Annotated in this window: 21 protein-coding genes; 15 read left to right on the top strand and 6 right to left on the bottom strand. The window is 60.4% G+C overall.

Annotation, left to right across the window (positions count from 1 at the left end):
- Positions 1 to 443: 443 nt before the first annotated feature.
- Positions 444 to 3965: a DNA-primase RepB domain-containing protein gene (locus GRB96_RS11350; RefSeq protein WP_161432247.1), complete on the top strand. Its 3522-nt coding sequence runs from the start codon at positions 444 to 446 to the stop codon at positions 3963 to 3965.
- A 94-nt stretch (positions 3966 to 4059) separates the two neighbouring features.
- On the opposite strand, the gene GRB96_RS11345 is transcribed toward GRB96_RS11350, so the two are convergent.
- Positions 4060 to 4392 carry a hypothetical protein gene (locus GRB96_RS11345; RefSeq protein ID WP_161432246.1) on the bottom strand — a complete coding sequence of 111 codons (333 nt, stop codon included), beginning with the start codon at positions 4390 to 4392 and terminating at the stop codon, positions 4060 to 4062.
- A gap of 255 nt (positions 4393 to 4647) precedes the next feature.
- Here GRB96_RS11345 and GRB96_RS11340 point away from each other — a divergent pair, with 255 nt between their 5' ends.
- From GRB96_RS11340 to GRB96_RS11330, 3 genes are read left to right on the top strand one after another with little or no spacing between them, the layout of a single operon-like run.
- Positions 4648 to 5211 (top strand): terminase small subunit, encoded by a 564-nt coding sequence (locus GRB96_RS11340; RefSeq protein WP_161432245.1) that lies wholly within the window; start codon positions 4648 to 4650, stop codon positions 5209 to 5211.
- Entirely contained in the window at positions 5198 to 6454 is a 1257-nt protein-coding gene (locus GRB96_RS11335) for a terminase large subunit domain-containing protein (protein ID WP_161432244.1), read from the top strand. Before GRB96_RS11340 ends, GRB96_RS11335 begins: the two co-directional genes overlap by 14 nt.
- 52 nt (positions 6455 to 6506) lie before the next feature.
- Positions 6507 to 7850, top strand: coding sequence for a DUF4055 domain-containing protein (locus GRB96_RS11330; protein WP_161432243.1), 1344 nt, complete (start codon positions 6507 to 6509; stop codon positions 7848 to 7850).
- Between the two features lie 228 nt (positions 7851 to 8078).
- Here GRB96_RS11330 and GRB96_RS11325 read toward each other — a convergent pair whose 3' ends face one another.
- Positions 8079 to 8702, bottom strand: coding sequence for a recombinase family protein (locus tag GRB96_RS11325; RefSeq protein WP_161432242.1), 624 nt, complete (start codon positions 8700 to 8702; stop codon positions 8079 to 8081).
- A gap of 153 nt (positions 8703 to 8855) precedes the next feature.
- Here GRB96_RS11325 and GRB96_RS11320 point away from each other — a divergent pair, with 153 nt between their 5' ends.
- From GRB96_RS11320 to GRB96_RS11305, 4 genes are all read left to right on the top strand, one after another.
- Positions 8856 to 9980, top strand: a complete 1125-nt coding sequence (locus GRB96_RS11320) for a phage minor head protein (RefSeq protein WP_161432241.1) — start codon at positions 8856 to 8858, stop codon at positions 9978 to 9980.
- Positions 9981 to 10077: 97 nt separating this feature from the next.
- Entirely contained in the window at positions 10078 to 10767 is a 690-nt protein-coding gene (locus GRB96_RS11315) for an NAD(P)-dependent oxidoreductase (RefSeq protein ID WP_161432240.1), read from the top strand.
- Positions 10768 to 10917: 150 nt separating this feature from the next.
- A complete protein-coding gene (locus GRB96_RS11310; protein WP_161432239.1) occupies positions 10918 to 11868 on the top strand; it encodes a major capsid protein in 951 nt (316 codons plus the stop codon).
- A 59-nt stretch (positions 11869 to 11927) separates the two neighbouring features.
- Positions 11928 to 12170: a hypothetical protein gene (locus GRB96_RS11305; protein ID WP_161432238.1), complete on the top strand. Its 243-nt coding sequence runs from the start codon at positions 11928 to 11930 to the stop codon at positions 12168 to 12170.
- Here the strand turns inward: GRB96_RS11305 and GRB96_RS15700 are convergent.
- Positions 12167 to 12325: a ribbon-helix-helix domain-containing protein gene (locus GRB96_RS15700; protein WP_161432237.1), complete on the bottom strand. Its 159-nt coding sequence runs from the start codon at positions 12323 to 12325 to the stop codon at positions 12167 to 12169. The genes GRB96_RS11305 and GRB96_RS15700 overlap by 4 nt on opposite strands.
- 50 nt (positions 12326 to 12375) lie before the next feature.
- On the opposite strand from GRB96_RS15700, the gene GRB96_RS11295 reads away from it, so the two are divergent.
- The 7 genes from GRB96_RS11295 to GRB96_RS11265 all read left to right on the top strand — a co-directional run bounded on the left by GRB96_RS11295 (position 12376) and on the right by GRB96_RS11265 (position 18913).
- Entirely contained in the window at positions 12376 to 12759 is a 384-nt protein-coding gene (locus GRB96_RS11295) for a hypothetical protein (RefSeq protein ID WP_161432236.1), read from the top strand.
- 1 nt (position 12760) lies between these two features.
- Positions 12761 to 13114 carry a glutamate 5-kinase gene (locus GRB96_RS11290; RefSeq protein ID WP_161432235.1) on the top strand — a complete coding sequence of 118 codons (354 nt, stop codon included), beginning with the start codon at positions 12761 to 12763 and terminating at the stop codon, positions 13112 to 13114.
- On the top strand, positions 13111 to 13473 hold the full coding sequence (locus GRB96_RS11285; RefSeq protein WP_161432234.1) for an HK97 gp10 family phage protein: 363 nt from the start codon (positions 13111 to 13113) through the stop codon (positions 13471 to 13473). The genes GRB96_RS11290 and GRB96_RS11285 overlap by 4 nt, the downstream gene beginning before the upstream one ends.
- Complete coding sequence (locus GRB96_RS11280; RefSeq protein WP_161432233.1) at positions 13470 to 13886, top strand: phage tail terminator-like protein; 417 nt, start codon at positions 13470 to 13472, stop codon at positions 13884 to 13886. Before GRB96_RS11285 ends, GRB96_RS11280 begins: the two co-directional genes overlap by 4 nt.
- Positions 13887 to 14161: 275 nt before the next feature.
- Entirely contained in the window at positions 14162 to 15082 is a 921-nt protein-coding gene (locus tag GRB96_RS11275) for a phage tail tube protein (RefSeq protein ID WP_161432232.1), read from the top strand.
- Positions 15083 to 15193: 111 nt separating this feature from the next.
- Positions 15194 to 15598: a hypothetical protein gene (locus tag GRB96_RS11270; protein WP_161432231.1), complete on the top strand. Its 405-nt coding sequence runs from the start codon at positions 15194 to 15196 to the stop codon at positions 15596 to 15598.
- 435 nt (positions 15599 to 16033) lie between these two features.
- Entirely contained in the window at positions 16034 to 18913 is a 2880-nt protein-coding gene (locus GRB96_RS11265; protein WP_161432230.1) for a tape measure protein, read from the top strand.
- Positions 18914 to 18952: 39 nt separating this feature from the next.
- Here GRB96_RS11265 and GRB96_RS11260 read toward each other — a convergent pair whose 3' ends face one another.
- The 3 genes from GRB96_RS11260 to GRB96_RS15845 form a co-directional block, all read right to left on the bottom strand.
- A complete protein-coding gene (locus GRB96_RS11260; RefSeq protein ID WP_161432229.1) occupies positions 18953 to 19159 on the bottom strand; it encodes a hypothetical protein in 207 nt (68 codons plus the stop codon).
- Positions 19160 to 19651: 492 nt separating this feature from the next.
- Positions 19652 to 20215 (bottom strand): hypothetical protein, encoded by a 564-nt coding sequence (locus GRB96_RS11255; RefSeq protein ID WP_161432228.1) that lies wholly within the window; start codon positions 20213 to 20215, stop codon positions 19652 to 19654.
- A complete protein-coding gene (locus GRB96_RS15845; protein ID WP_161432227.1) occupies positions 20205 to 20378 on the bottom strand; it encodes a ribbon-helix-helix protein, CopG family in 174 nt (57 codons plus the stop codon). The genes GRB96_RS11255 and GRB96_RS15845 overlap by 11 nt, the downstream gene beginning before the upstream one ends.
- Positions 20379 to 20442: the final 64 nt, after the last annotated feature.

The raw sequence follows: 20442 nt of genomic DNA, 5'->3' as shown, positions 1-20442 counted from the left end.
TTTTGGCAGGCGGACTTCAACAGCGGTTTTGGAGCCTCCACCATGCCTATGCTCACTAGCACCTTCACGGCAGATTCCATGCTCTCTCTGGGGCAGGTTTTCTATGGGTGTTATGCAGTCATTGGTCTGGTGCATGCCCTATGCATAACTCGCATAACCCGTATTTCACGGGGTTTTCAGCCCCATGGACTGCTCAATTTTCCCGCCAATCCAGCCCATTCATAAAACGCTGTTACACGTTAAAGCGTTGTATAAAAAGGGTTTTTTCTTTGTGAGCTCCCCGGGTTGGGTGGTATGATTTTGCTGCACTCGGATACCAGGCACGGCAGGTTCTCCAGCGATATGCCGGATTCGAGAAGCAGGGGAGGCGCCAGGTAGCTGGCAAAAAGGTGCCCGCTGCGGACACAGCGGGCTAGATACACACTTCAACAAGTGAGTGAATTATGACCCTCGATACCGAATCAGTCAACTTTTCCGATGCAGCCTGCGAGCCCAGTGCTCACGGGCAAGAGTTAGTGGTCGATCTGGAGGAAGCGCAACGCTTTCTGGACGTAGTACAGCCGTCCGGTAGCCTGATCTTCCTGGCAAAACCCGAGGCGGACTCGAATCGAGGTAAGCCGTATCAGCGCCGGGGGAGCCTGTCGTCCCTGGGCCGCCGCCTGACACGGCTCAACCGTGAAGGTCATGCGATCTACTGGGGGGCCCAGGAATACGAGGGGAAGGCTCGTAGGTCAGAAAACACGGCTGCTTTCCGCAACCTCGTGGCCGACCTGGATGCGCCCGACACGACTCGCCTGGAGCGCCTCCCTAGCGTTCTGGAGGAGCGGCGCCTGCCCTTGCCCACATTTATCGTTGAATCTTCACCAGGTAAACACCAGCTGGTTTGGACGGTACCTGTTGATTGGTCCCCCTTGCCCGGTACAGAAGAGTACCTGACGAAAGCGCTGGCTAATCTTCTGTCTGATGAGGGTGCGGACCCTGCTGTCGCTAAGCTAAGTCAGCCTTTTCGTCTGCCTGGTTTCTTTCACCAGAAGCGCGAACCGTTCCGCTCTCGGATAGTAGGTGGAACCGGTAGGCCCGTTAGCCCGCCCATAGTAGTCCAGCGTGCCGCCTCTAAGCTCATGTTTGAAGAGGAAGTGGCGCGTGTAAGGGCCCGGATGGAGCAAGGGGAAGAGGCTGATGGTCGCTGGGGACTCAACATAGAAGCGGCTCGTCAATATCTCACTTACGTTGACCCCATTATTAACGGTGATCATGAATCCTGGAAGACTATTGTCGGTGGGATCCAGCACGAGGTGGGCCACCTGGAGGGCGGCCTTGAGCTCATGCTGGAGTGGTGCCGGGGCGACCTTGCTGGGGCCTGGAACCCCGCCTTCGATGAGAAAGAAAACCGCAGTCTCTGGAAGTTCTTCTCTCGTGCCAGTGGCGTAAGCCGTCCAACCTGGGCGAGCGTAGCTAAAGCTGCGAAAGAGGGCGGGGCCAACCTGAAAGCTCTGGCCAGGGAGCACCTGCCTGAGCGAGAAGCAGAGGGTGGCGGCTCGTTCACCATCGAGTCCATCAGCAAAGACCAGTGGAAACTCGTTGGTGGGCGGCATGCCTCGCTCCCGGACCTTTCAGTGGTAGAGCAATGCGGTGCTATTGAGAACGGCTTCGACGCCATCGGGGGTAGCTCGTGCGTCGTCTGGGCAGACCGTGGCGCCGGCAAGACGTCAAAGGTGTTTGCTCCGATGGTGGAGAAGGGCAATGCCGTCGTCCTGTTGAGCCATCTCATCTCCCTCTGTGGGGAAACCGCCCGCCGCTTGGGTATGGGCCTCTACTCCAACGACCCGAGCACGTGGGGTAGCAAACTGGTCACCACGCCCCATACAGCGGCAATCAGTGAGTCCGTTAAGGGGCACATTCGCGATTCAAATCTCATCCTGATCGACGAGTTCTCGTCAGAGGCCGAAGTGTTGTTCGATCATCGCGGGAACATCAAAAACCCGGCAGCCATGGCAGTCCTGGCGCTGCTCAAGGAGGTCGTCGACAGCGGTGCACAGGTAGTAATGGCAGATGCCGACATCACCCCCCCTGGTGGGCACCTGATGGAGTACCTGGGCATCACCCGGGTCCTCCGGTTCGATAGCGTACACAGGCGCAAGAAACTAAATCTGTACCTGTCTGGCAAAGATAAAAACGGTAACGAAACGCGCGCTGTCGGTGAGATGGCTAGGAACGCCAAGAAGGCCTACCTATTCCACGACAACCGCAATGACGTGGAGGCATGGGGTGAGCGCGGCTACCTGGCGTTCACCTCGGAGACCCGCGGCCTGGCAGAGCAGAAACTGTTCATGTCGGATATCCCTCGCTGGATTAAAGAGCAGCCCTTGCTGGCTGCCAGCCCGGTGTGGCAGTCAGGGCTCAGCCTCGAGTATGACGTCCGGGATGTACTCGGCTTCTACGACGGGATCACCGCGCCGGAGTCACTGATGCAGCAGGCCGAACGCCAAAGGGAGGCCACTGACGACACTATCCATGTCCAGCTCACCAGCATGGCCTGGCGCAGCCGTTCGGGCGTGGGTGGGAACCTGGAGGACTGGAGGAAGACTCTGAAAGACACTCTCCCCGAGGAGGGACCGGCCTACCTGGACCTCGCTGAAAGTGGCGTGAATGAATCCATTTCAGCCTGGGTGGGCGGCGTGGCGACCAAGATCGTGGCCGACAATGGCTGGAGAACCTGCCCAGCCGTTGCCCTCGTCGTGTACGCCCTGGAAGCCGGGTACGATGTGGAGATCATCGAGCCGGAAGATATCGAGGCGGACGTCGAGCATGAGGTCAGCAAGAAGAGCGTTAAACAGCGGCGGGTCGATCGTGTAGCCTCCGCTGGGCGCGTAGAAAGCTGGGAAGAGGTTGAGGAGCTGAAGAAGCTCGAGCCTACGCCTGAGCTCAGTGCTCGTATTGCTCGGGGGAGTGCTGAGCTACAGCTGCACGTGACCGACGGGGATCTGGACGAAGACGGCAACATGCCTGAGGACATGGCCAAGGAGGTCCAGTCAGGGGAACTGGTGAAGCGGTCGAAGCTGGCTAGCTGGTTATGGGTGGATCACGAGAACCTGCAGGGTAAGCGCCACGGGCGCATGGATGAGTGTGTGCTCAAGCGCCTGGCGGATATTACAGCGGCTAAGGCGGGATTGGATCCGTTCAATCCGACGAAGCCCGGGCGGCATGTGCTCCGCAGTGCTGATGAGGCCGTTGACATGATGAAGGCTATCCAGGAAGTGGTTGGTGGTAAGACAAGGGAGGCCAACCGAGTTCTGAGCCTGGGCGGGCTGCCGGCCCTGTTGAACGACAAGGAGAGGAAAGCTGCTGATAATAAAGACTTGGGCTCTTGGTTCAGCGGCTGGATGGGGGCTTGGGGCTACGTGAGCACCCGAGTTCAGGAGAAGGGGGTCAAGCAAAGGCGCTACCGGTGGTCTATGAAGCCGAGCTACGCGATCTTCGGTAAGCGAATCGCAGACGACAAAAACGGTGTTTGGGGTAATTTGGGCAAATTACCCCAAACGGACACCGAATCGCCCGCAAGCCCCGTGGTTGACGGGTTTTCCGAAGCCGACCCCCGGGGTGATAGCACTATATGTTCATCGGAAAGGTCGGCTTCCAGGAAGCCAGCCACTGACCCCTTAGCTCGTGCATCGAAGGGTGGTCTGCCTGGGGTCAAAAAGGGTCGTAAGAAGACCTCTCGCGACACCCTCGCCGACATTGGCAGCGAAGGCAGCTCCCGCCGCGAGATGGGGGAAGCACTTCGCGAGATTCGCCAGGACCGCATCGGCGCCATCCCGACCACGCCGCGGAGCGAGTGGACGGCCCAGCAACGCATCGACTCATTGCTCGTGATGTCGGGCTTCGCTCAGCCTGGTGGCGTCCGCTTCGAAGGCCTGGAGCTGTCGGCCAACGACGGTGAGTACGCGAAGCAGTCCGCGGCCTAGTGGCGGGGCGGCCAAGGACGGCCGCCTGTGAGGCTCTGTAGCGGCGAAGTGAGGGTAGGCAGTAGGTTGCCTACCCCCATGCAAGCAAACGGCCTCAGCGAGGCGCTGGGGCCGCTAACGCCTGGTCCCAATCCTCTTCTTCTTCCTCCTCAAGCGCGGCGTCGAGAACCTGCAGTTCCGCGCTTCGTTCAATCTCGCCGCCATGTACTGCTTGAGAGAATTCTTCCCACCAGCCGCATAGCGCTGTGGCCGTCTCGCCAGACTTCAATGATGTTCGGTCCCAATAATGCATACTTCCCGGTTCGACACCCCGGACGAGTATTTTGCCCTCTTGCTCGAGACGTCGAAGCGTGGAAGAAAACACGCCCACCTCAATCAATCCTCCGAGCTTGCGGATCAGGTCAAGAAAGCAACCACGACGCCACATCCTCACCGCAATTCACTGAAACATGTTCCGCTTATACGCAAATAAGCATTTCAAAACAATGACTTAGGTGTTGACGCGACTCCACGACTAGGCTACGATATCGCTAGGCTGGTTCGAATTGGGTCGGTACTCCTCCGCCGACGTGTGGACGACAGCCCGCCGGCAAGCGGTTCGCTTCTTCCCGCATGCCGGCACCCCGAATTCAACAAAGCCCTGCTATTTCAGCGGGGCTTTTTACTAGATAGGTATCTTGAGATGGCGAAAACTACTGCTGATAAGGGTCGAAAGCTGACTGTCCTTCAGCAGGCTTTCGTCGAAGAGTACCTTGTTGATCTTAATGCTTACCAGGCAGCAGTTCGCGCCGGTTACGCAAAATCTACTGCTAGAAAGCAGGCGCCTATATGGGTGGGCAAGAATAGAGATGCCTGCAAGCCAAGCATGCGGCATGTTTGGGACGCCATTCAAAAGGCAAAAGCCGAACGTTCCAAGCGGACTCAGGTAGACGCCGACTATGTGCTGAACCGTCTCCATGAGATCGATCAGCTGGATGTACTCGATATCCTGAACGACGACGGCAGCATGAAGCCCATCAAGGACTGGCCGAAGTCGTGGCGCACATCGATCAACGGACTGGACGTCCAAACTATGATGTCGGGCGACACTGAAGCGGTGATGAAGAAGATCAAGTGGCCTGACAAGGCGAAGAACCTCGATCTTCTGGGCCGTCATGTCAGCGTCAATGCCTGGAACCCCGAGAATTCATCGGCTGAACCCACTGCCATCAACATCGAGGTCGTAAATCCTCATGCCGAGAGTTGAACCCTCTAAGCCCCAGTTCGACTACCTGGTGGCAGAGGACCAATTCCCAGCGATGGTGGCGGGGTTCGGTGCAGGAAAGACGGAAGCTGCTGTTCTCCGCTCAATCTTCGGCAAGCTCAAGTACCCCGGCCTGAACCGGGGTTTTTATTGCCCGACGTATGACCTGGTCCGCATGATCGCCTTCCCGAGGTTCGAGGAGGCACTGACCAAGCTGGGCATTCAATATCGCCTGTACAAAAGTCCGTTGAACTACCTGGAGATTCCCGGATACGGCAAGATCTTCTTTCGCTCGATGGACACTCCATCACGCATTATCGGTTATGAACATGCCGATGCGGATGTGGACGAGCTGGATACGCTCAAGGCCGATGACGCCGCCGAGGTCTGGCGCCGCATCCTCTCGCGGAATCGCCAGAAGAAGCCTGACGGAAAGCCCAACACGGTCGGCACGACCACCACCCCGGAGGGGTTTCGTTTCGTCTACCGAACCTGGCGGCAGCACCCGCAGCCCGGCTACCGGATCATCCAGGCGCCGACGCATAGCAATCCGCACCTGCCGGACGGCTACATCGAATCGCTGCGCGATATCTATCCAGAGCAACAGCTCCGGGCCTATCTGCGCGGCGAGTTCGTCAACCTGGCCTCCGGCACGGTCTACCACACCTTCTCCCGTGAAATGAACCATACCGACGCCGTCGAGAAGCGGGGCGAGCACCTCCACGTCGGCATGGACTTCAATATCGAAAACATGAGCGCGGTGGTGCACGTCATTCGCGATGGCCTCCCGCTGGCGGTCGGCGAGCTGACGGGCGTTCTGGATACGCCGGCAATGATCGACCTCATCAAGGAGCGATACGCCGACCACAAGATCAGCGTGTACCCTGACGCCTCGGGCGGCAGCCGCAAGACGGTTGATGCCAGCACCAACGACCTGGCTCTTCTCAAAAAGGCGGGCTTCAAGGTCGTAGCTGATAAATCAAATCCGGCTGTTCGGGATCGCATCCTGTCGATGTGTGGCATGTTCTGCAACGCCAACGGCGACCGTCGCTACCTCGTCAATACGACACGATGTCCGGAATACACCACCGGCCTCGAGCAGATGGCCTACAACCGCCACGGCGCGCCCGACAAGACGAAAGGCACTGATCACGTCACTGACGCCGGTGGCTATTTCATTACCAAAATGTTCCCGGTAGTGAAGCCGAAGAAGCCCCAAATGAAGCGCGTTGTCGGCCTGGTGTGAGTCTCGCCGTAGCCACCGCTGCAACAACCAACCACCAAGGATATCCAGTCAAATGTCAGTCTCCACGCCCATCGCTGAATACCAGGACCAGGCGCCGGACTGGCGTTTGATGAGCGACAGTCTCGCGGGTGAGCGCACTATCAAAGGTGCTACAACTCGCTATCTCCCCAAGACCAGCGGCATGATCGCTGCCGAGTCCTACGCCCGAGCCGAGGACAGCCCGATCGACCCGGCACAGGCGGCGCAGATCTACCGCAGCTACGTTGATCGCGCTCAGTACCCGGCCTGGGTATCAGACTCACTACGCTCGATGAACGGCCTGGTCAGCCGACTGGCACCCACTGTCGATCTGCCGCGGCAGCTACAGAACGTCGGTACCCAGGACGGCTTCGGCCTCGAGCAGCTGTTCCAGCGCGTGGTCGGCGACCTGCTGAAAGCCGGGCGCGTGGCGCTACTCGCCGATTTCGACGAGGACGGTCGCCCCTTCATCGCCCAGTACGCCGCTGAGTCGGTGATCCGCTGGCGTGAGCAGGCGGGGCAGCTGACCCAGGTCGTGATGGTTGAGACTCGCTCGGTTGCCGAGGACGAGTTTGACGACAGCGTTGAGACGGTTTACCGGGTCCTCGACTTGCAGGACGGTGCCTACCGAGTCCGGCTGTTCGACGCGGACGGTGACGTGATCAGCGAAGATTACCCCGGCACCACGGCCGGCACCCTGGACTTCATACCGTTGACGTTCGCCGGCAGCTGCGACAACAACACTGCCGTGGATCCTATCCCGCTGCTCAGCATGGCCCAGGCCGCGATGCAGTTTTACCGCCTGTCAGGCGACTACCACCAGGCGCTGCACCACTGCGCCCACCCTCAGCCGGTCGTGACCGGACTGGATGAGGATACTGATCTCCGGGTCAGCGGGCCGATGGCCGCCTGGACGCTTCCCGAGGGAGCGTCGGCGTTCTACCTTGAGACCTCTGGGACCGGCATCGAGGCCACCCGTCAGGCCATGCTCGACCAGCGTGATGCTGCGCTCGAGGCCGGTGCCCGGGTGCTCGACCGAGGCCGCTCCGCGGAGTCCGGCGATGCCCGACGAGCCCGGCAGGACGACCAGCAGGCCACACTGCACAACGTCTGCCACCAAGCCGCAGAAGCCATCGAGCAGGTGCTGGGCTATCTCGCCGTCTGGGCGGGCGCCACGCAGCTACCCCTGTTCGCGGTTGAGCCGAAGTTCAGCAGCGAGGTGATCGACTCGGCGCTGGTACAGATCGTCAGCAACATGACGCTGGCCGGCGAGCTGCCGAGATCCGTGCTCTACAACGCATTGCGTAAGACCGGGGTCACGTCGCTGTCCGACGAAGAGCTGGAAGAGCAGCGCGAGGGAGGTGTGGTCGATGCTTGATCAGCTCGATTGGAAATACTTCGTTTTCGTTCTCGGCTACTCCGTGTCGCCGCTTTTCCTGGACGTTCTGATTGGCTGAGGAGGCCGCCATGTTTCGCAACATCCTAATTGCCATGGGCGCGGCGGCCGCCATCGCCCTCGTCTATGCCGCTCTGGGTCATCTGTGAGTGATGAGGGGCGGGTGCTGGTCCTGTTCCTCGTCGTCCTGTACCTGGCCTGGAAGGTGAGCTAGCTTCTCTGCTTCACTGCACGCTGCACAGTTGAAACTCCGCAGCCCAGCATCTCCGCGGTTTTACGGTAGCTGAAGCCTGCACTACGTAGCTCCAGGATCCGGTTGTGCAGCTCCTGGTTGACGGGACGCCCTTTGTAAGCACCCCGTTCCCGGGCCTTCTCGATGCCCTCGGCCTGACGCCGGCGCCGGTCCTCGTAGTCTTTGCGAGACATGGCTGCGGCCATATCCAGCAACATGCTGTTCACTGCGTCGAGCATGCGCCCTGTGAAGTCATCATCACTCGAAGCGGTTAGCGCAGCGTAGCTGGTAGGTAGGTCGACAGCGACAACCCGAAGTCCAGCCGTTTTGATGGCTGCTTTCAGCTGATCCCAGTTCGCCTTGTTGAGGCGCGTAAGGCGGTCCACTTGCTCAACCAGCAAGACATCGCCCGGCTCCGAGTCGGCAATGAGCCGGGCCAGTTCTGTCCTGTCGCCTTTGGCGCCGCTGGCGTTTTCGGTGTACCAAGCGACGATCCTTACGCCTCTCTCCTTGGCGAACGCTTTGAGGGCGCCCCTAGCACGGTTGGCGTCCTGGTCATCGGTGGAAGCGCGAAGGTAGGCGCGGACGATTGGCACGAGCATGATGAGGCTCCTGTGGTCTTTAAGGTGTGTTCACAGCAAGTGTAGTCGTTTGGGTCGAAAAACCCTAGCAATGAATACGATATATCGTGAAACCTCTCGGTGTTTTTTCAGGTACACCCGAAAGAACACAGCCTCAACCGTTGAAAGGTCACCATGAGCGAAAAAATCCTCGACGCGCTAGTGAGACATGGGGCCAACCTCCATCGCCTGTCATCCGGCGTCATCAACGACGTCATCGAGCAGCTCGACCGCTCAGCCGCAGAGATGGTCAGCGAACTTCGAGGCAGATTGGAGTCGCTGACCCCTGCGGAGGCCAGCGCATTCGCTGCCGGCAGAATCACGACCAGCCGGTTGCGCGGCATAGACAACCTGATCAAGGACTTCATCGACACGTTCGGTGCCAACCTGAACGACGTCTTCATGCCGGCGGCAAAAGAGCTGATAGAGAACGAGGTGGGCTACACCGCGGACGTGCTGGCCCGGGCCGGAATCGAAGGGGATGCACCCCAGGTCAGCGGGGTCTGGAGTGCAGCGCTGGCTACTCCGGTGGCGGGATCAACGATTCGAGAGATGTTGGATGAGACCCCACGAACACTCGACAAGCGAGTCAGGTCAGCCATCAGGCAAGGCCTCGCTGACGGCCAGTCAGCCTCGGACATTGCGACAGCGATCCGCGGCACGGCTGCGCTCCGCCGGAAGGATGGCGTTGTCCAGAGCACTCGTAACGCTGTGGATAGGGATGTTCGCACTGCAAGGACTCACCTGGCTAGTCAAGCGAATGCTGAGGTCTACCAGGCGCTAGGCGTCCGGAAGGTCGCGTGGACATCCACACTTGATGGGCGCACTTGCAAGACCTGTGCCAACCTTGACGGCAAAGTCTTTGAAGTTGGGAAGCCTCACCCTCAGCCGCCGGCTCACCCGAATTGCCGATGCTTCTACCGCCCCCAGACACCAGGTGATGACGGTGGAGAGCGCCCCTACGTCAAGGCCAGAAAAATCAAAGGTGAGTTTCGCAGTATCGGCCGGATGACCAAGCGTCAGCGCCGGGAGGCGGCCCTCGAAGTCGGCCAGGTATCGGCCTCCACCAAGTTTCCTGAGTGGTTCGCTCGTCAGGATCGAGCTTTTCAACTCGACTGGCTGGGTCCGAAACGCTACGAGCTGTATCGCAAAGGTGGCTACAGCCTGGACCGGTTCGTCGATCCCCGGGGCGCCGAGCTGACCATTGATCAGCTTCGCCAGAAGGACCGCGAGACATTCGACCGGCTGTTCAGCGCATAACCCCAACAGTTTCAATCTGAAGCCCTGCCATCGAGCGGGCTTTTTCATGAGCGTCGGCCAGGCCGGCGACACCAACCAGCTCTAGGAGCACATCACCATGGCATTTGAACTCGACGACCTGAAACAGATTCTCGGCGACGACGTGACCGAGGAGCAGGCCCAGAAGCTGGCCGACGCCCATCAAGCAGCTCTCGATGAAGAGGTCGGGGGCCTGAAGTCCAAGCGCGACGAGCTGCTCGAGGCGCAGAAGCGGCTCAAAAGCCAGCTCGGCGAGTACTCCGACATCGATGTCGATAAAGCCCGCAAGCTGCAGCAGGTTCTCGAAGAAGACGAGGAGGCCCGGCTGATTGCCGAGGGCAAGGCCGATGAAGTCGTGAACCGCCGCACCAAGGCCATGCGCGAGGAGTTCGAGTCCAAGCTCGAGCAGGCCCAGACCCAGGCCAGCGCTCTTCGGGATCGCGCCCTCTCGGACGAGATCCGTCGCGAGGCGGCACAGGCCGGCGTCCTACCGTCAGCAGTGGATGACATTCTTCTGCGAGCCCGAAGCCAATTCACAGTCGATGAAGCGGGCCAACTGGCCGCCCGCGACGGCGTCCTCGGCAAGGACGGCGAACCACTGGGCACCGGTGAATGGCTGAATGCGCTGAAAGAACAGGCGCCACACCTCTTCCCCCAGCCGAAAGGCAGCGGGGCGCCGGGTTCGAATGGCGGCGGGGGAGCACCTACGCAGTGGACCTCCAACATGTCAGCCGCCGAGAAGGTTGCGTACCTGAAAGCCCGCGGATGATTGCATCGCAGTACCGGCTACCCCGGCCCGTCCGGGGTCGTCCAAGCCTCGTCAAGGACGGGGGCTAAAACCCAACTGGCTAGGCCAGAGCAACACCAAGTTCCATCTCGGGCGATAAAGCCCTCAAACCTAGTAACGAGGTAATACCCTATGTCTACCCAAGACGTCATGAGCACTTTCAAGACCTACGTATTCCGCGCTTCTGGCGAAGCTCTCGCCCAAAACGTGAATGCGTTCAACGAGGCTAGCCGCGGCGCCATCCAACTGGGTGCAGCTCAGAACGTGGGCGACTTCTCCCACCAGGCTGCCTTCGCCGCGGTGAAGAATTTCGTCCGCCGCCGTGATCCGTATGCCAACACTTCCGTGGACCCCACTCCGCTGGAGATGCTCAACGAGACCAGTGTGAAGGTGGCTACCGGCACCAGCCCGGTGACTTTCAGCCCGTCCCACTACCGCTGGATCCAAGAGAACCCCGAAGAAGCCGGCGTTATGCTTGGCGAAGAACTGGCTGAAGCAATTTTGCAGGATCAGCTGAACGCCAGCATCATCGCCGCCCGCGCCGCCATTACAGGCAACGCTGATGCGGTCTATGACGGCACTGCCAACAAGCTGGATCTCCAAGCTCTGCTGCAGGGCGCTGCCAAGTTCGGTGACCAGGCCAGTCAGTTGGTTGCGTGGGTGTGCCATTCGAAGCCGCTTCACGATCTGTACTCGGCCAACGTGGCGAACAACACCCAGCTGTTCCAGTTCGGAACGGTGAACATCCAGCAGGATGGTTTCGGTCGCATTCTGGTCTGCTCCGACTCTCCGGCGCTTTCCTATGAAGATAACGGCACCTTCTTCACCACGCTGGGCCTGACCCAAGGTGGCATCAAGGTTGAGGATAACGGCGACATGGACAGCCACATCGAAACCACCACTGGCAGGGAGAACCTGGTTCGCACCTTCCAAGCGGAGAGTTCGTTCAATGTGGGCGTTCGTGGCTACGCCTATAGTGGCGCCAAAGCTCCGACCGATGCCGAACTGGGCACTGGCGCAAGCTGGACCCAGGTGGCTTCCGACGTGAAGGGTACCGCAGGCGTTGCTGTCAACAGCAAGTAAACCGCCATGGGCCAGCCTACGGGCTGGCCCCCGCCCTTGAATCAGATGGAGGTCAACAGATGCACATCGTTTACACAGCTCGAGCTACTGGTTTCAAGCCCGGTATCAGTTACCGGAACCCGCAGTTCTTCCACAGTCCCGAGCATGGCGTCACCAGCGTTGAGATCGAAGACGGCGAGTGGCCTGAGATCGTCAAAGCCTACGAAGCCGCTGGCATCGAAGTCACCAGTGACAAGCCGAAGAAGGCCAAACGCAAAAAGGCCGAGCCGAAGCCCGACCTTTCCGAAGAGAGCGAAGGCTAGCCCTTACTGGCTTCCTTCCTGGATTCGTCGACGTACTCCCGCAGCACCTTCTCGACCAGGTTCGACATTGACCTGTGCTGCTCCTCGGCCAGTCGTCGCACCTCTTCCTTGAGCTCTTCGTCGAAGTTTACGACGAGGATGGCAACGTCAAACACACTTACACCCTGCCTGATAACGAGGCGGAGGTGGCATAGGGATCAACGTAATGCACACCTTCATCACTGTCGCTGACGCCGATTCACTGCTCCCCGCCGGCTGGCAGGGTGAGGGTGACGCTGCCGACGCGATACGCCAAGCTAATATCTTTCTCTCGGCGCAGAACCTGAACCAGCAGGCACAGGATGACCCCACCCCTGACCCCGTCCTACAGGCCGGTGCCTACGCTGCCCAGGAGGCCGCCCAGGGCAAGCTGTTCAGCGACCAGGGCCCAGCAGTGAAGAGCAAGACCGTTACCGCGGGCCCGGTGACCAGCCGGAAAGAATACGCTGAGGGCTCGGTCGCCAAGACTGCAGCGATGCAGATGGTAACGGCGCTGCTTCAGCCCTATCGAACCAAACGACACGGCGCTCAGATCTTGGGGAGGCTCTGACATGGGCCTGAAAGCTGACTTAGAAGAAAGCCTGGCTGAGGCGTTCGATACCGACCTGGCCGACGCTGTATCCGAGTTCTCCGGCGTTCACATGGGTGAGGTTGTGTATGACCCAGTGGAGATGGAGTACACCGCTGAAGAAACCCCCTTCAGTGGTCGGGGGGTCTTTACGGACTACACCCTATGGGAGCTCGATACTCTCGGCATCCCCGCCACTGACGTCAAGCTGATATGCCTGGCGAACGAGATCGACCGGGTGCCTGAGGTGGACGACAAAATAGAGGATCTGGCCGTGAAGAGTGTAGAGCGCGACCCGGTGAGCGCCACGCTGGAAATCCAGCTGGGTGTCGTATGAGCAAATGGAATGGCCGGCCGACGGATTTCCTGGACGAGATCGAGCAGGACCTCACCGAGCGGCAGAAGGATATGGCCTCCTTCGCCCTGGGCCGAATCATCTCTGCCAGCCCGGTCGACACCGGGGCGTACCGGCAGTCCCACACCGTCAGTATCGACTCGGAAGACCACTCAACCACGGCATCCACTGAGGCCGAGGGCAAGGCCACCATCGCCTCGCTGAATGTGCCTTACAGCACCGTATATATCCAGAGCAATAGTCCGTATGGCGAACGGCTCGAGCATGGCCACAGCCAGCAGGCGCCGGCGGGGGTATACGGAAATGCAGCGTTGGCTACCAAGGAGAGGTTCACCAGGTGACTTTTCTCGAGATCCATCAAGTCGTAAATGCCCGCATCGCCGAATGGCTGGCCAGCTACGACCCGAACCTCCCAGTCGACTGGGACAACGTCCCCGCCAGCCCGCGGCTCAAAGCCGCCTGGGAAGGCAAGAGGTCAGCGTGGATCCGGCCTGTTATCAACGTAGCCGACACCGCAACTGCCACGATCGGCCATGAGCCGTCCTCTCGCACTACAGGCAAGATCCAGGTCCAGGTCTTCGTACCCGAGAACGGCACCGTCCGCCAGACACTGGAGATTGGCGACTCGCTGGGCCAACACCTGGAGTACTGGCGGAGCGGAACCCTGGTCACCGATTGCTACAGCGCCAATCGAGCAGGCACCTCTGACGGCTGGTTCATGGCCGTGATCGACGTGGACTTCACCGCCGGCTAGTGTTGGATATTTGGTACCAAAAGGTGGTTTCCGCCACTTGAAAAACGCCCGGAAACGGATCGAATGTCGATCGACATTCGCGAGGGTGAAAAAAGACCTAAACCGCTCAACCACGCGGGTTACAGCGGAGAATTTGTGCGCGCAGCTCTATATATAAAACACCGTCTAGCGCGCACAAAATTGTCGACCTCCACCTGTAAAGTATTCCAACACCACACACCCGCCCATGAGCGGGTTTTTTGTTTCACCAATCCGCTCAATGGAGCATTGCACATATGGCTACTACCAACTCCGCCAACCGTGTTCGGCTGGCATACCGCATCGGCGATACTGGCCCGTTCCAAGTCGTTAACTTCACCTCCGACTCCTTTACTGCCACACCTGAGACAAAGCAAAGCGAAGCTATTTCCAGCAACCGCAAGGCCGGCGGTCAAAAGGTAACCCAGATCACGGTGTCCGGCTCAATCGATGTCGAGATGGCCCCCCTGGTATTCGACGACTTCCTGGCTGCCGCCCTGGCAAGCGACTGGCAGACAGACACACCGACCGCCGGCACGGACCAGCTGTCCGTGGGCGTGGCCGACAAGCGGTTTCAGATCGTCAAATCCTACCTCGACGTCGACAAGCATGTGCTATTCAGCAACTGCGCTGTGAACAGCATGTCCTTAAATATGAATGCCGGTGAGAAGGTCACGGCTTCAATGGAAATGGTGGGCGAGGAGGTGGACCCCGAGTTCCAGGCTTCCGGTGAGACCTTCGATCCCGCCCCCAGTGCTCTCTTCTTCGACGCATCGAACAACATCTCCAGTCTGACCATCGACGGTTCGCCTGTCGCGGGCTGCATCACCGAGATGGGGCTGACCGTTGAGAACGGTTACGACGGAGGAAATGGCTGCGTGGGCGAGCAAACCAAACGCCAGACGATTGGCCAGTCCGCCGTCACTACATCGAAAACCCTCCGCATGACGGCGGATGCTTTCGATATGTGGAAGAGCACCCTCGAAAACGCGGAGTTTGGCTCGAGCTTCACCATGGGGGACGGGACTACTTCTTATACGTTCTCGATTGGTCGTGAGTTCATGAGCTCGGAGCTGCCCGGTGGTGAGACGTCAGGCGTGCTGACCATGGCGTTCGAAAGCACTGCAGCAGTGGACTCCGCCGGCGAGACCTTGATTATCGAGCGAACCTCCGCTTAACGAATTCGCTCCCGCGGGTGTTCTGCCGTGCTCCGGGAGCGGATAGCTGGGTCGGAGACGGCCCAGCTCCTTAACGGCTATCAAATTTCAACGGCGAATAGGAAGACAAGCATGGCTTTTCAAAGCGAGAAGTACGCAGCAGATAAGTTCGAGTCCGGCGTCTGGCGTGAGATTGACGGTGGCCGGTTCCGGATCGCTAAAGCGGGAAACTCAGTTTACGAGGAAGCTCTCGAGGCCAACGGCTACCGTAAGGCAAAAACGCCAAAGGCTCGTGAGAAAGCCCTCTATACCGCGGTAGCTACTGGCATCTTGAAGGGCTGGGAGGATGTGATCGATGCCAAAGGTACCAATATCCCGTACAGCGTCGACGCAGCGGTCAAGGTCCTCTCCGAGAACCCTGACCTCGTGTCGAAGATCCTCGAGGAAGCCAACGATCTCGATAACTTCCGCCGAGAAGACATCAAGGAGCAGGCCGACGCCGCCGTGGGTTTTACCGATTCCAGCGAGAATGGCTGAAGCCTGGCCAGCCCCTTGAGGCAGCCTACGCCGAGTTCTACCGCGTCCACGAACAACTCGGCGTAGAGGCTGAGCCGCCCGAGCTGGACCGTCGCACGGAGCAGTGGCTGGCCCTGTTCCGACACTGCTCGTCTCAGCGCTCCTACCTCGAAGCGGGGCCTCTGCCGATCAAACCACTGGACATCATCGCTCTGGTCAAAGAGCTGGGCTTCCCCGCCGATACGGAGGAAGCCTTGGCAGTGATTCAGGCGTTGGACGACGACTGGCTGGAGGCAGCCAGAAGCTCCGCCTCCTCAACCTGAGGAGGTGTCCTCCTGGTCCCAGAGGCTGGCATCGATACCCGCAATATCCCTCAGCCACTCCACCAAGCTGTCAGTTTGCTGTTCTGGCTCCATTTTCCCTCCTGGTTGATCCAACAAATTTAGGTAAACACCCATGGCTTATCAATCTCGATTGGAGCTCGTCGTTGATTCGAGCGGTGCCCGCTCTCAGCTACGCCGCTTCGAGCGCGACCTGACCCGCACCGAACGCACAGGGCAGCAAACATCCGAGTCCGTCGATGGAGTCAATGCTTCCATCAACCGACTACGCGGTGTGGCCCTGGCCGCCTCTGGCGCGCTGGTGGGCCTCACTGGCGCCCTGGGAGCCCGAGAAGTCATCCAGTATGCCGATGCCTGGCGCAACGCCGAAAACCGCCTCAAGACCGTCACTGACTCCACCAGCGAGCTGACATCGGTGCAGCAAAAGCTGATGGAGGCCGCCAACGGCTCTCGGTCTTCGTTCGAGAGCACCGTCGACCTCTATGCCAGGCTCAAGTTCGCCACCGACGAGCTGGGCGTCTCGCAGGAAGGCGCCATCCAGCTGACTTCCACGCTGCAGAAGATGCTGTCCCTGGGCGGTGCGTCTGCTCAGGAGGCTGCCAGTGCAGCCACTCAGCTTGGCCAAGCCCTTGGATCCGGCGTACTCCGCGGCGAGGAGTTCAATGCAGTCCTTGAAGCCAGCCCCAACATCATCGACGCCATCGCGCAATCCATGGGCAAGTCCCGTGGCGAGATGCGGGCCATGGCCGAGGCAGGGGAGATCACTGCTGACCGAGTGGTTGAGGCGATCCAAGGGATTAGCGACCAGGTCGAGGGCGAATATAGCCAGTCGATGGCGACATTTGCCGACAAGATGACTCAGGCCCAGAACAACCTGACGGAGTTTTTCGGCACCTCAGAGGAGGTGGGGGCAGGTGCGGAGGTACTGGGCGACTCCATCGTGATGCTCACCGAGAGCCTCGACGAGATGGCCGCTGTCGCCAAGGTGGTGGCCGGCGTCTTCGCCGCTCGGCTGTTTGGCAACGCTGCTACCGCCGGTGCTGCTGCACTCTCGAAGTCGCTGGCCGGCCTGTCCCGCCAGTTCTCCGGTGTGGCCCTGGACTCCCGTCGTATGACCTCTGCGATGCAGGACGAGCTGGGCGATGTCATGTATCAGCATAGCGCGAGCATGACTCAGGCCCAGTTTCGAGCCCAGAAGCTCACGGAAGCCAACCGCATCCTCACGCGAGAGTACGGCCCGTTGACCAAGGGCATGCAGGCGTCGACCGCTGCCACCATTGCGGCTTCTGCAGCCGGACGTGGGCTTTCCGTGGTCATGGCCGGCCTGGGTGGGCCAGTTGGTGTTGCCGCTCTGGCTGCGACAGCAGTATACAGCTACCGCGAAGAGCTCGGCCTGGTTGAGCCGCCCGCCCGTGAAGCCATTACTGCAACAGATGACTTCGCCGAGTCGGTGTCGAATCTCTCCAGGGAGATCACCAAGAACAAGATTACCGAGCTTAAGGCCGATATGGTCGATCTTGAGCGAGCGGCCCGTGAAGCGACCAGGTCGGTGTCGGAGCAGGAGTCTGCTGCTCGGCAGGACTTCTCGTCAACCATCGCCATGGGGCTGACTGGGGGAGCGGTGCAGCGCCAGGAAGCGCCCCGCACTCCTGTGGGCGAGCTGAAGCGGGAGGCCGAAGAGGCCCAGACTGAGGTGCTGGAGGCCCAGGGTCAGCTCGACGTGCTCGAGGCCCACCTGGAAAGTCTTGGTAAGCCGGGCCGTAGTGGATCCGGGGGTGGGGGAGGTTCATCCACACTGAAGAGCTTCTCCGGCGACCTAGCTCGATTCCACGAAATCGTGGATGGGCCCGTCCAGGCCGCGGTGCGAAAGCACAATGACCAAATGAACATGCTCGAGTCGCTCTACAAGGCTGGCAAAATCAGCCAGAGCGACTACAGCCTGGCGACCCAGAAGATCGCGCAGACGTTTCAGGAAGCGGTTGAGGCCGCCAACCCGGTCCTGCAGAAGATCAAGGACGTCCGGGAGGAGTACCTCGGCTTCACGAAGGACATCGCCGGGCTCTACGACGACCGCCAGGTTATCCAGGGCAACCTCTCTGGCCCCGAGCAGGAGCTGGCGATGGGAGAATGGAACCAGCGCCGCGATGAGCAGCTGTTTGGCGGGATGCCGTCGGTTCGCGGTCTGTCTCCAGAAACCGGCGGGGCCTTCTCCGAAGCCAACCAGATCCAGGGCGAGGCGGATCAGCAGAACGCCTGGTTCGACCGTCAGCTCCAGCAGCAGCAGGAACTCCTGGATGCCAAGATCATCAACGAGGAGCAGTATGCCCAGCGCAGTAACGATCTGACTCGCCGGCGGGAGCAGGAAAACGCCCGCATCGAGCAAGCAATCGGCCAGGCAAGACTGGCCGGCGGTGAACAGCTGTTCGGCGACTTGGCTGGGTTGGCAAAAGGTTTCGCGGGGGAGCAATCAGGCATTTACAAGGCCATGTTTGCAACCCAGAAGGCTTTCTCTATCGCCCAGTCAATCATGTCGATCCAGCAGGGTATCGCTCAGGCAGCGGCCATGCCTTTTCCAGCAAACCTCGGGGCCATGGCAACGGTGGCGGCCGCTACGGCGGGCATCGTCAGCGACATTCAGGCGGTATCGTTGAGCGCTAGCGGCGGTGGCGATGGTGGCTACGCCGGCGCCTACGATAAAGGCGGCCGCATCCCATCAGGCCAGTGGGGCATCGTCGGCGAGGTGGGCCCCGAGATCGTCAAAGGACCTGCCAACGTCACCGGCCGTGAGGAAACGGCCAGGAAGCTGAAAGGCGGAGGCGACACCTACTTCAACCCCGAGATCACCGTCAACGTTGAGCGCTCAGAGAACGACCAGGGTGACGGCGAGCAGATGGGCAAGCAGGTGGCCAAGGCCGTCGAGACGCAGGTGATGAATATCATGCACCGCGAGATGCGTCCGCGAGGGGTGTTGGACCGCTTCCAGCGGGGTCGTTGAGCAGGGGCTCCTCCCACCCACTCGGGCGGGAGGCCGCGCTCAAGGAGCGTGGGGGATCCGCGTGTCCAACGCGGCTTCCCTGCGCTCCTTCTTCAGCTTCTCGCGCCTGGCGATTTCGGCGAGGTGGGGCAGTCCGCAGGCCTGCTGCCGGAGCTCTTCCTGTTCGGCGATCTCTGCCAGCGCTCGGGCTGAGCAGAATGCTGTGTTGTGGGCTTCGAGGATCTCTTGGTAGTCGAGGTGGTTCAATTTTCTTCTCCCGTTGCTGTGCGACGGCAAGACACCGCCTGTTCGTAGTCGCTGAAGCAGCCCACGTGGCGGTCCTGGCTGTCCCGAACATGCCAGCGTTGGCTCTTCTTGTTCCAGTACACGCCTTTGTGGCCGCCCCTGGCAGTCGGCCTCCGGGCGGACTTGTTTCGCGTGCCTTCCAATCTCAGGTTGGATGAGCGGAGGTCAAGGTAGTCTCCATTTCGGGCGATGACGTCTCCCTCCCGGGGCACCACCCCAAAAAGGAGGGCGCAGGCCGCCCGGTGCGCGGAGTACTGCTTGCCGCGAAGCTGGAAAACGCGCCTCTCCTGCTTCCCGTTCTGCTGGACACACCCAGGCACGTGACCTGCGTAAAGGTTGTGCCAACGGCGGTGGGCCCCTTCGCTTTCTCCGGGCAACTTCGGCCGGCTCATCGCCCACCGGAGGCCACCCGTCTCTGGGTCGTAGCGTAGGAATGTCCGCAGCAGCTCGATCTCACTCATCCTCCACCCCCACGATCTGCTCCTTGAGCCAGGCCTTGCCCGCCCGGGCAGCATCCTTGAGCGCCTGGCCATTGCGGTACGGGCGAGTCTCGGCGATGCCCGGGGCGAAGCCGAGGTCGAGGAGGTAGGTCGGCAGGTCGTCAACGACCTGGGCGTACGAGGCCTGCCACAGGGCGGCTCTGCTGGTTTTTCGGGGAGAGCACTTGGCGGCCTGGAACAGCACGGCAATCTGCCGGCGCTGAGGCAGCTGCGCGACCAGGTGTTTTGCCTTGTGGTGCCATTCGGACATGCCGCTGCCGGCGCGATACTGGATCTCGGCAGGGCGGGAGCTTCCGCCCGTGGGCATTCCTACAAGTTCGCTACTCGTGATGCCGTAGTCACCAACGCGATCGTGCAGGAGCTCCATCCGGCGCTCGAGCTCGAGGTCCAGCAACCGATCCACCAGAACGTCCGCGGCGCCGTCGTCCCGCTGAGCCAGGTTGAGGAGCTGGTCCAGGCGGGTGGTCCAGAGCTTGTCTGACGGCAAGGTTCGAATGGTGAGGGTATTACGGCTCATCGACGTGATCCTCCCTGTCGAGCCTGTCCAGGTGGCAGCGGAGCGCCTCGCGAACGAGGTCGGAGAGCGAGACAGCGTCCCCGGTTTGTAGGCGGGCCCGTCTGGCGGCGGCATCCAGCCGGTCTTTCTCGTCCTCGCTCAAGCGCACGGTGATTGTTGGCATTGGTCGGCCTGTTGCTTGTAGATCTGCGTATTACTGTACTACAGGGCGAGCGGTTTCGCAAGGC

The organism is Halomonas alimentaria (assembly GCF_009902005.1).
GTDB lineage: Bacteria > Pseudomonadota > Gammaproteobacteria > Pseudomonadales > Halomonadaceae > Halomonas > Halomonas alimentaria.
The sequence above is the reverse complement of the archived record's forward strand: the minus strand, read 5'-3'. Positions and strand labels throughout refer to the sequence as shown.

Coding starts and splice junctions, on each gene's coding strand:
- GRB96_RS11320 (WP_161432241.1), top strand. CDS start 8,856: ATGAGCGAAAAAATCCTCGACGCGCTAGTGAGACATGGGGCCAACCTC.
- GRB96_RS11275 (WP_161432232.1), top strand. CDS start 14,162: ATGGCTACTACCAACTCCGCCAACCGTGTTCGGCTGGCATACCGCATC.
- GRB96_RS15845 (WP_161432227.1), bottom strand. CDS start 20,378: ATGCCAACAATCACCGTGCGCTTGAGCGAGGACGAGAAAGACCGGCTG.
- GRB96_RS11330 (WP_161432243.1), top strand. CDS start 6,507: ATGTCAGTCTCCACGCCCATCGCTGAATACCAGGACCAGGCGCCGGAC.
- GRB96_RS11310 (WP_161432239.1), top strand. CDS start 10,918: ATGTCTACCCAAGACGTCATGAGCACTTTCAAGACCTACGTATTCCGC.
- GRB96_RS11255 (WP_161432228.1), bottom strand. CDS start 20,215: ATGAGCCGTAATACCCTCACCATTCGAACCTTGCCGTCAGACAAGCTC.
- GRB96_RS11270 (WP_161432231.1), top strand. CDS start 15,194: ATGGCTTTTCAAAGCGAGAAGTACGCAGCAGATAAGTTCGAGTCCGGC.
- GRB96_RS11325 (WP_161432242.1), bottom strand. CDS start 8,702: ATGCTCGTGCCAATCGTCCGCGCCTACCTTCGCGCTTCCACCGATGAC.
- GRB96_RS11290 (WP_161432235.1), top strand. CDS start 12,761: ATGGGCCTGAAAGCTGACTTAGAAGAAAGCCTGGCTGAGGCGTTCGAT.
- GRB96_RS11340 (WP_161432245.1), top strand. CDS start 4,648: ATGGCGAAAACTACTGCTGATAAGGGTCGAAAGCTGACTGTCCTTCAG.
- GRB96_RS11265 (WP_161432230.1), top strand. CDS start 16,034: ATGGCTTATCAATCTCGATTGGAGCTCGTCGTTGATTCGAGCGGTGCC.
- GRB96_RS11285 (WP_161432234.1), top strand. CDS start 13,111: ATGAGCAAATGGAATGGCCGGCCGACGGATTTCCTGGACGAGATCGAG.
- GRB96_RS11305 (WP_161432238.1), top strand. CDS start 11,928: ATGCACATCGTTTACACAGCTCGAGCTACTGGTTTCAAGCCCGGTATC.
- GRB96_RS11315 (WP_161432240.1), top strand. CDS start 10,078: ATGGCATTTGAACTCGACGACCTGAAACAGATTCTCGGCGACGACGTG.
- GRB96_RS11335 (WP_161432244.1), top strand. CDS start 5,198: ATGCCGAGAGTTGAACCCTCTAAGCCCCAGTTCGACTACCTGGTGGCA.
- GRB96_RS11350 (WP_161432247.1), top strand. CDS start 444: ATGACCCTCGATACCGAATCAGTCAACTTTTCCGATGCAGCCTGCGAG.
- GRB96_RS11295 (WP_161432236.1), top strand. CDS start 12,376: ATGCACACCTTCATCACTGTCGCTGACGCCGATTCACTGCTCCCCGCC.
- GRB96_RS11345 (WP_161432246.1), bottom strand. CDS start 4,392: ATGTGGCGTCGTGGTTGCTTTCTTGACCTGATCCGCAAGCTCGGAGGA.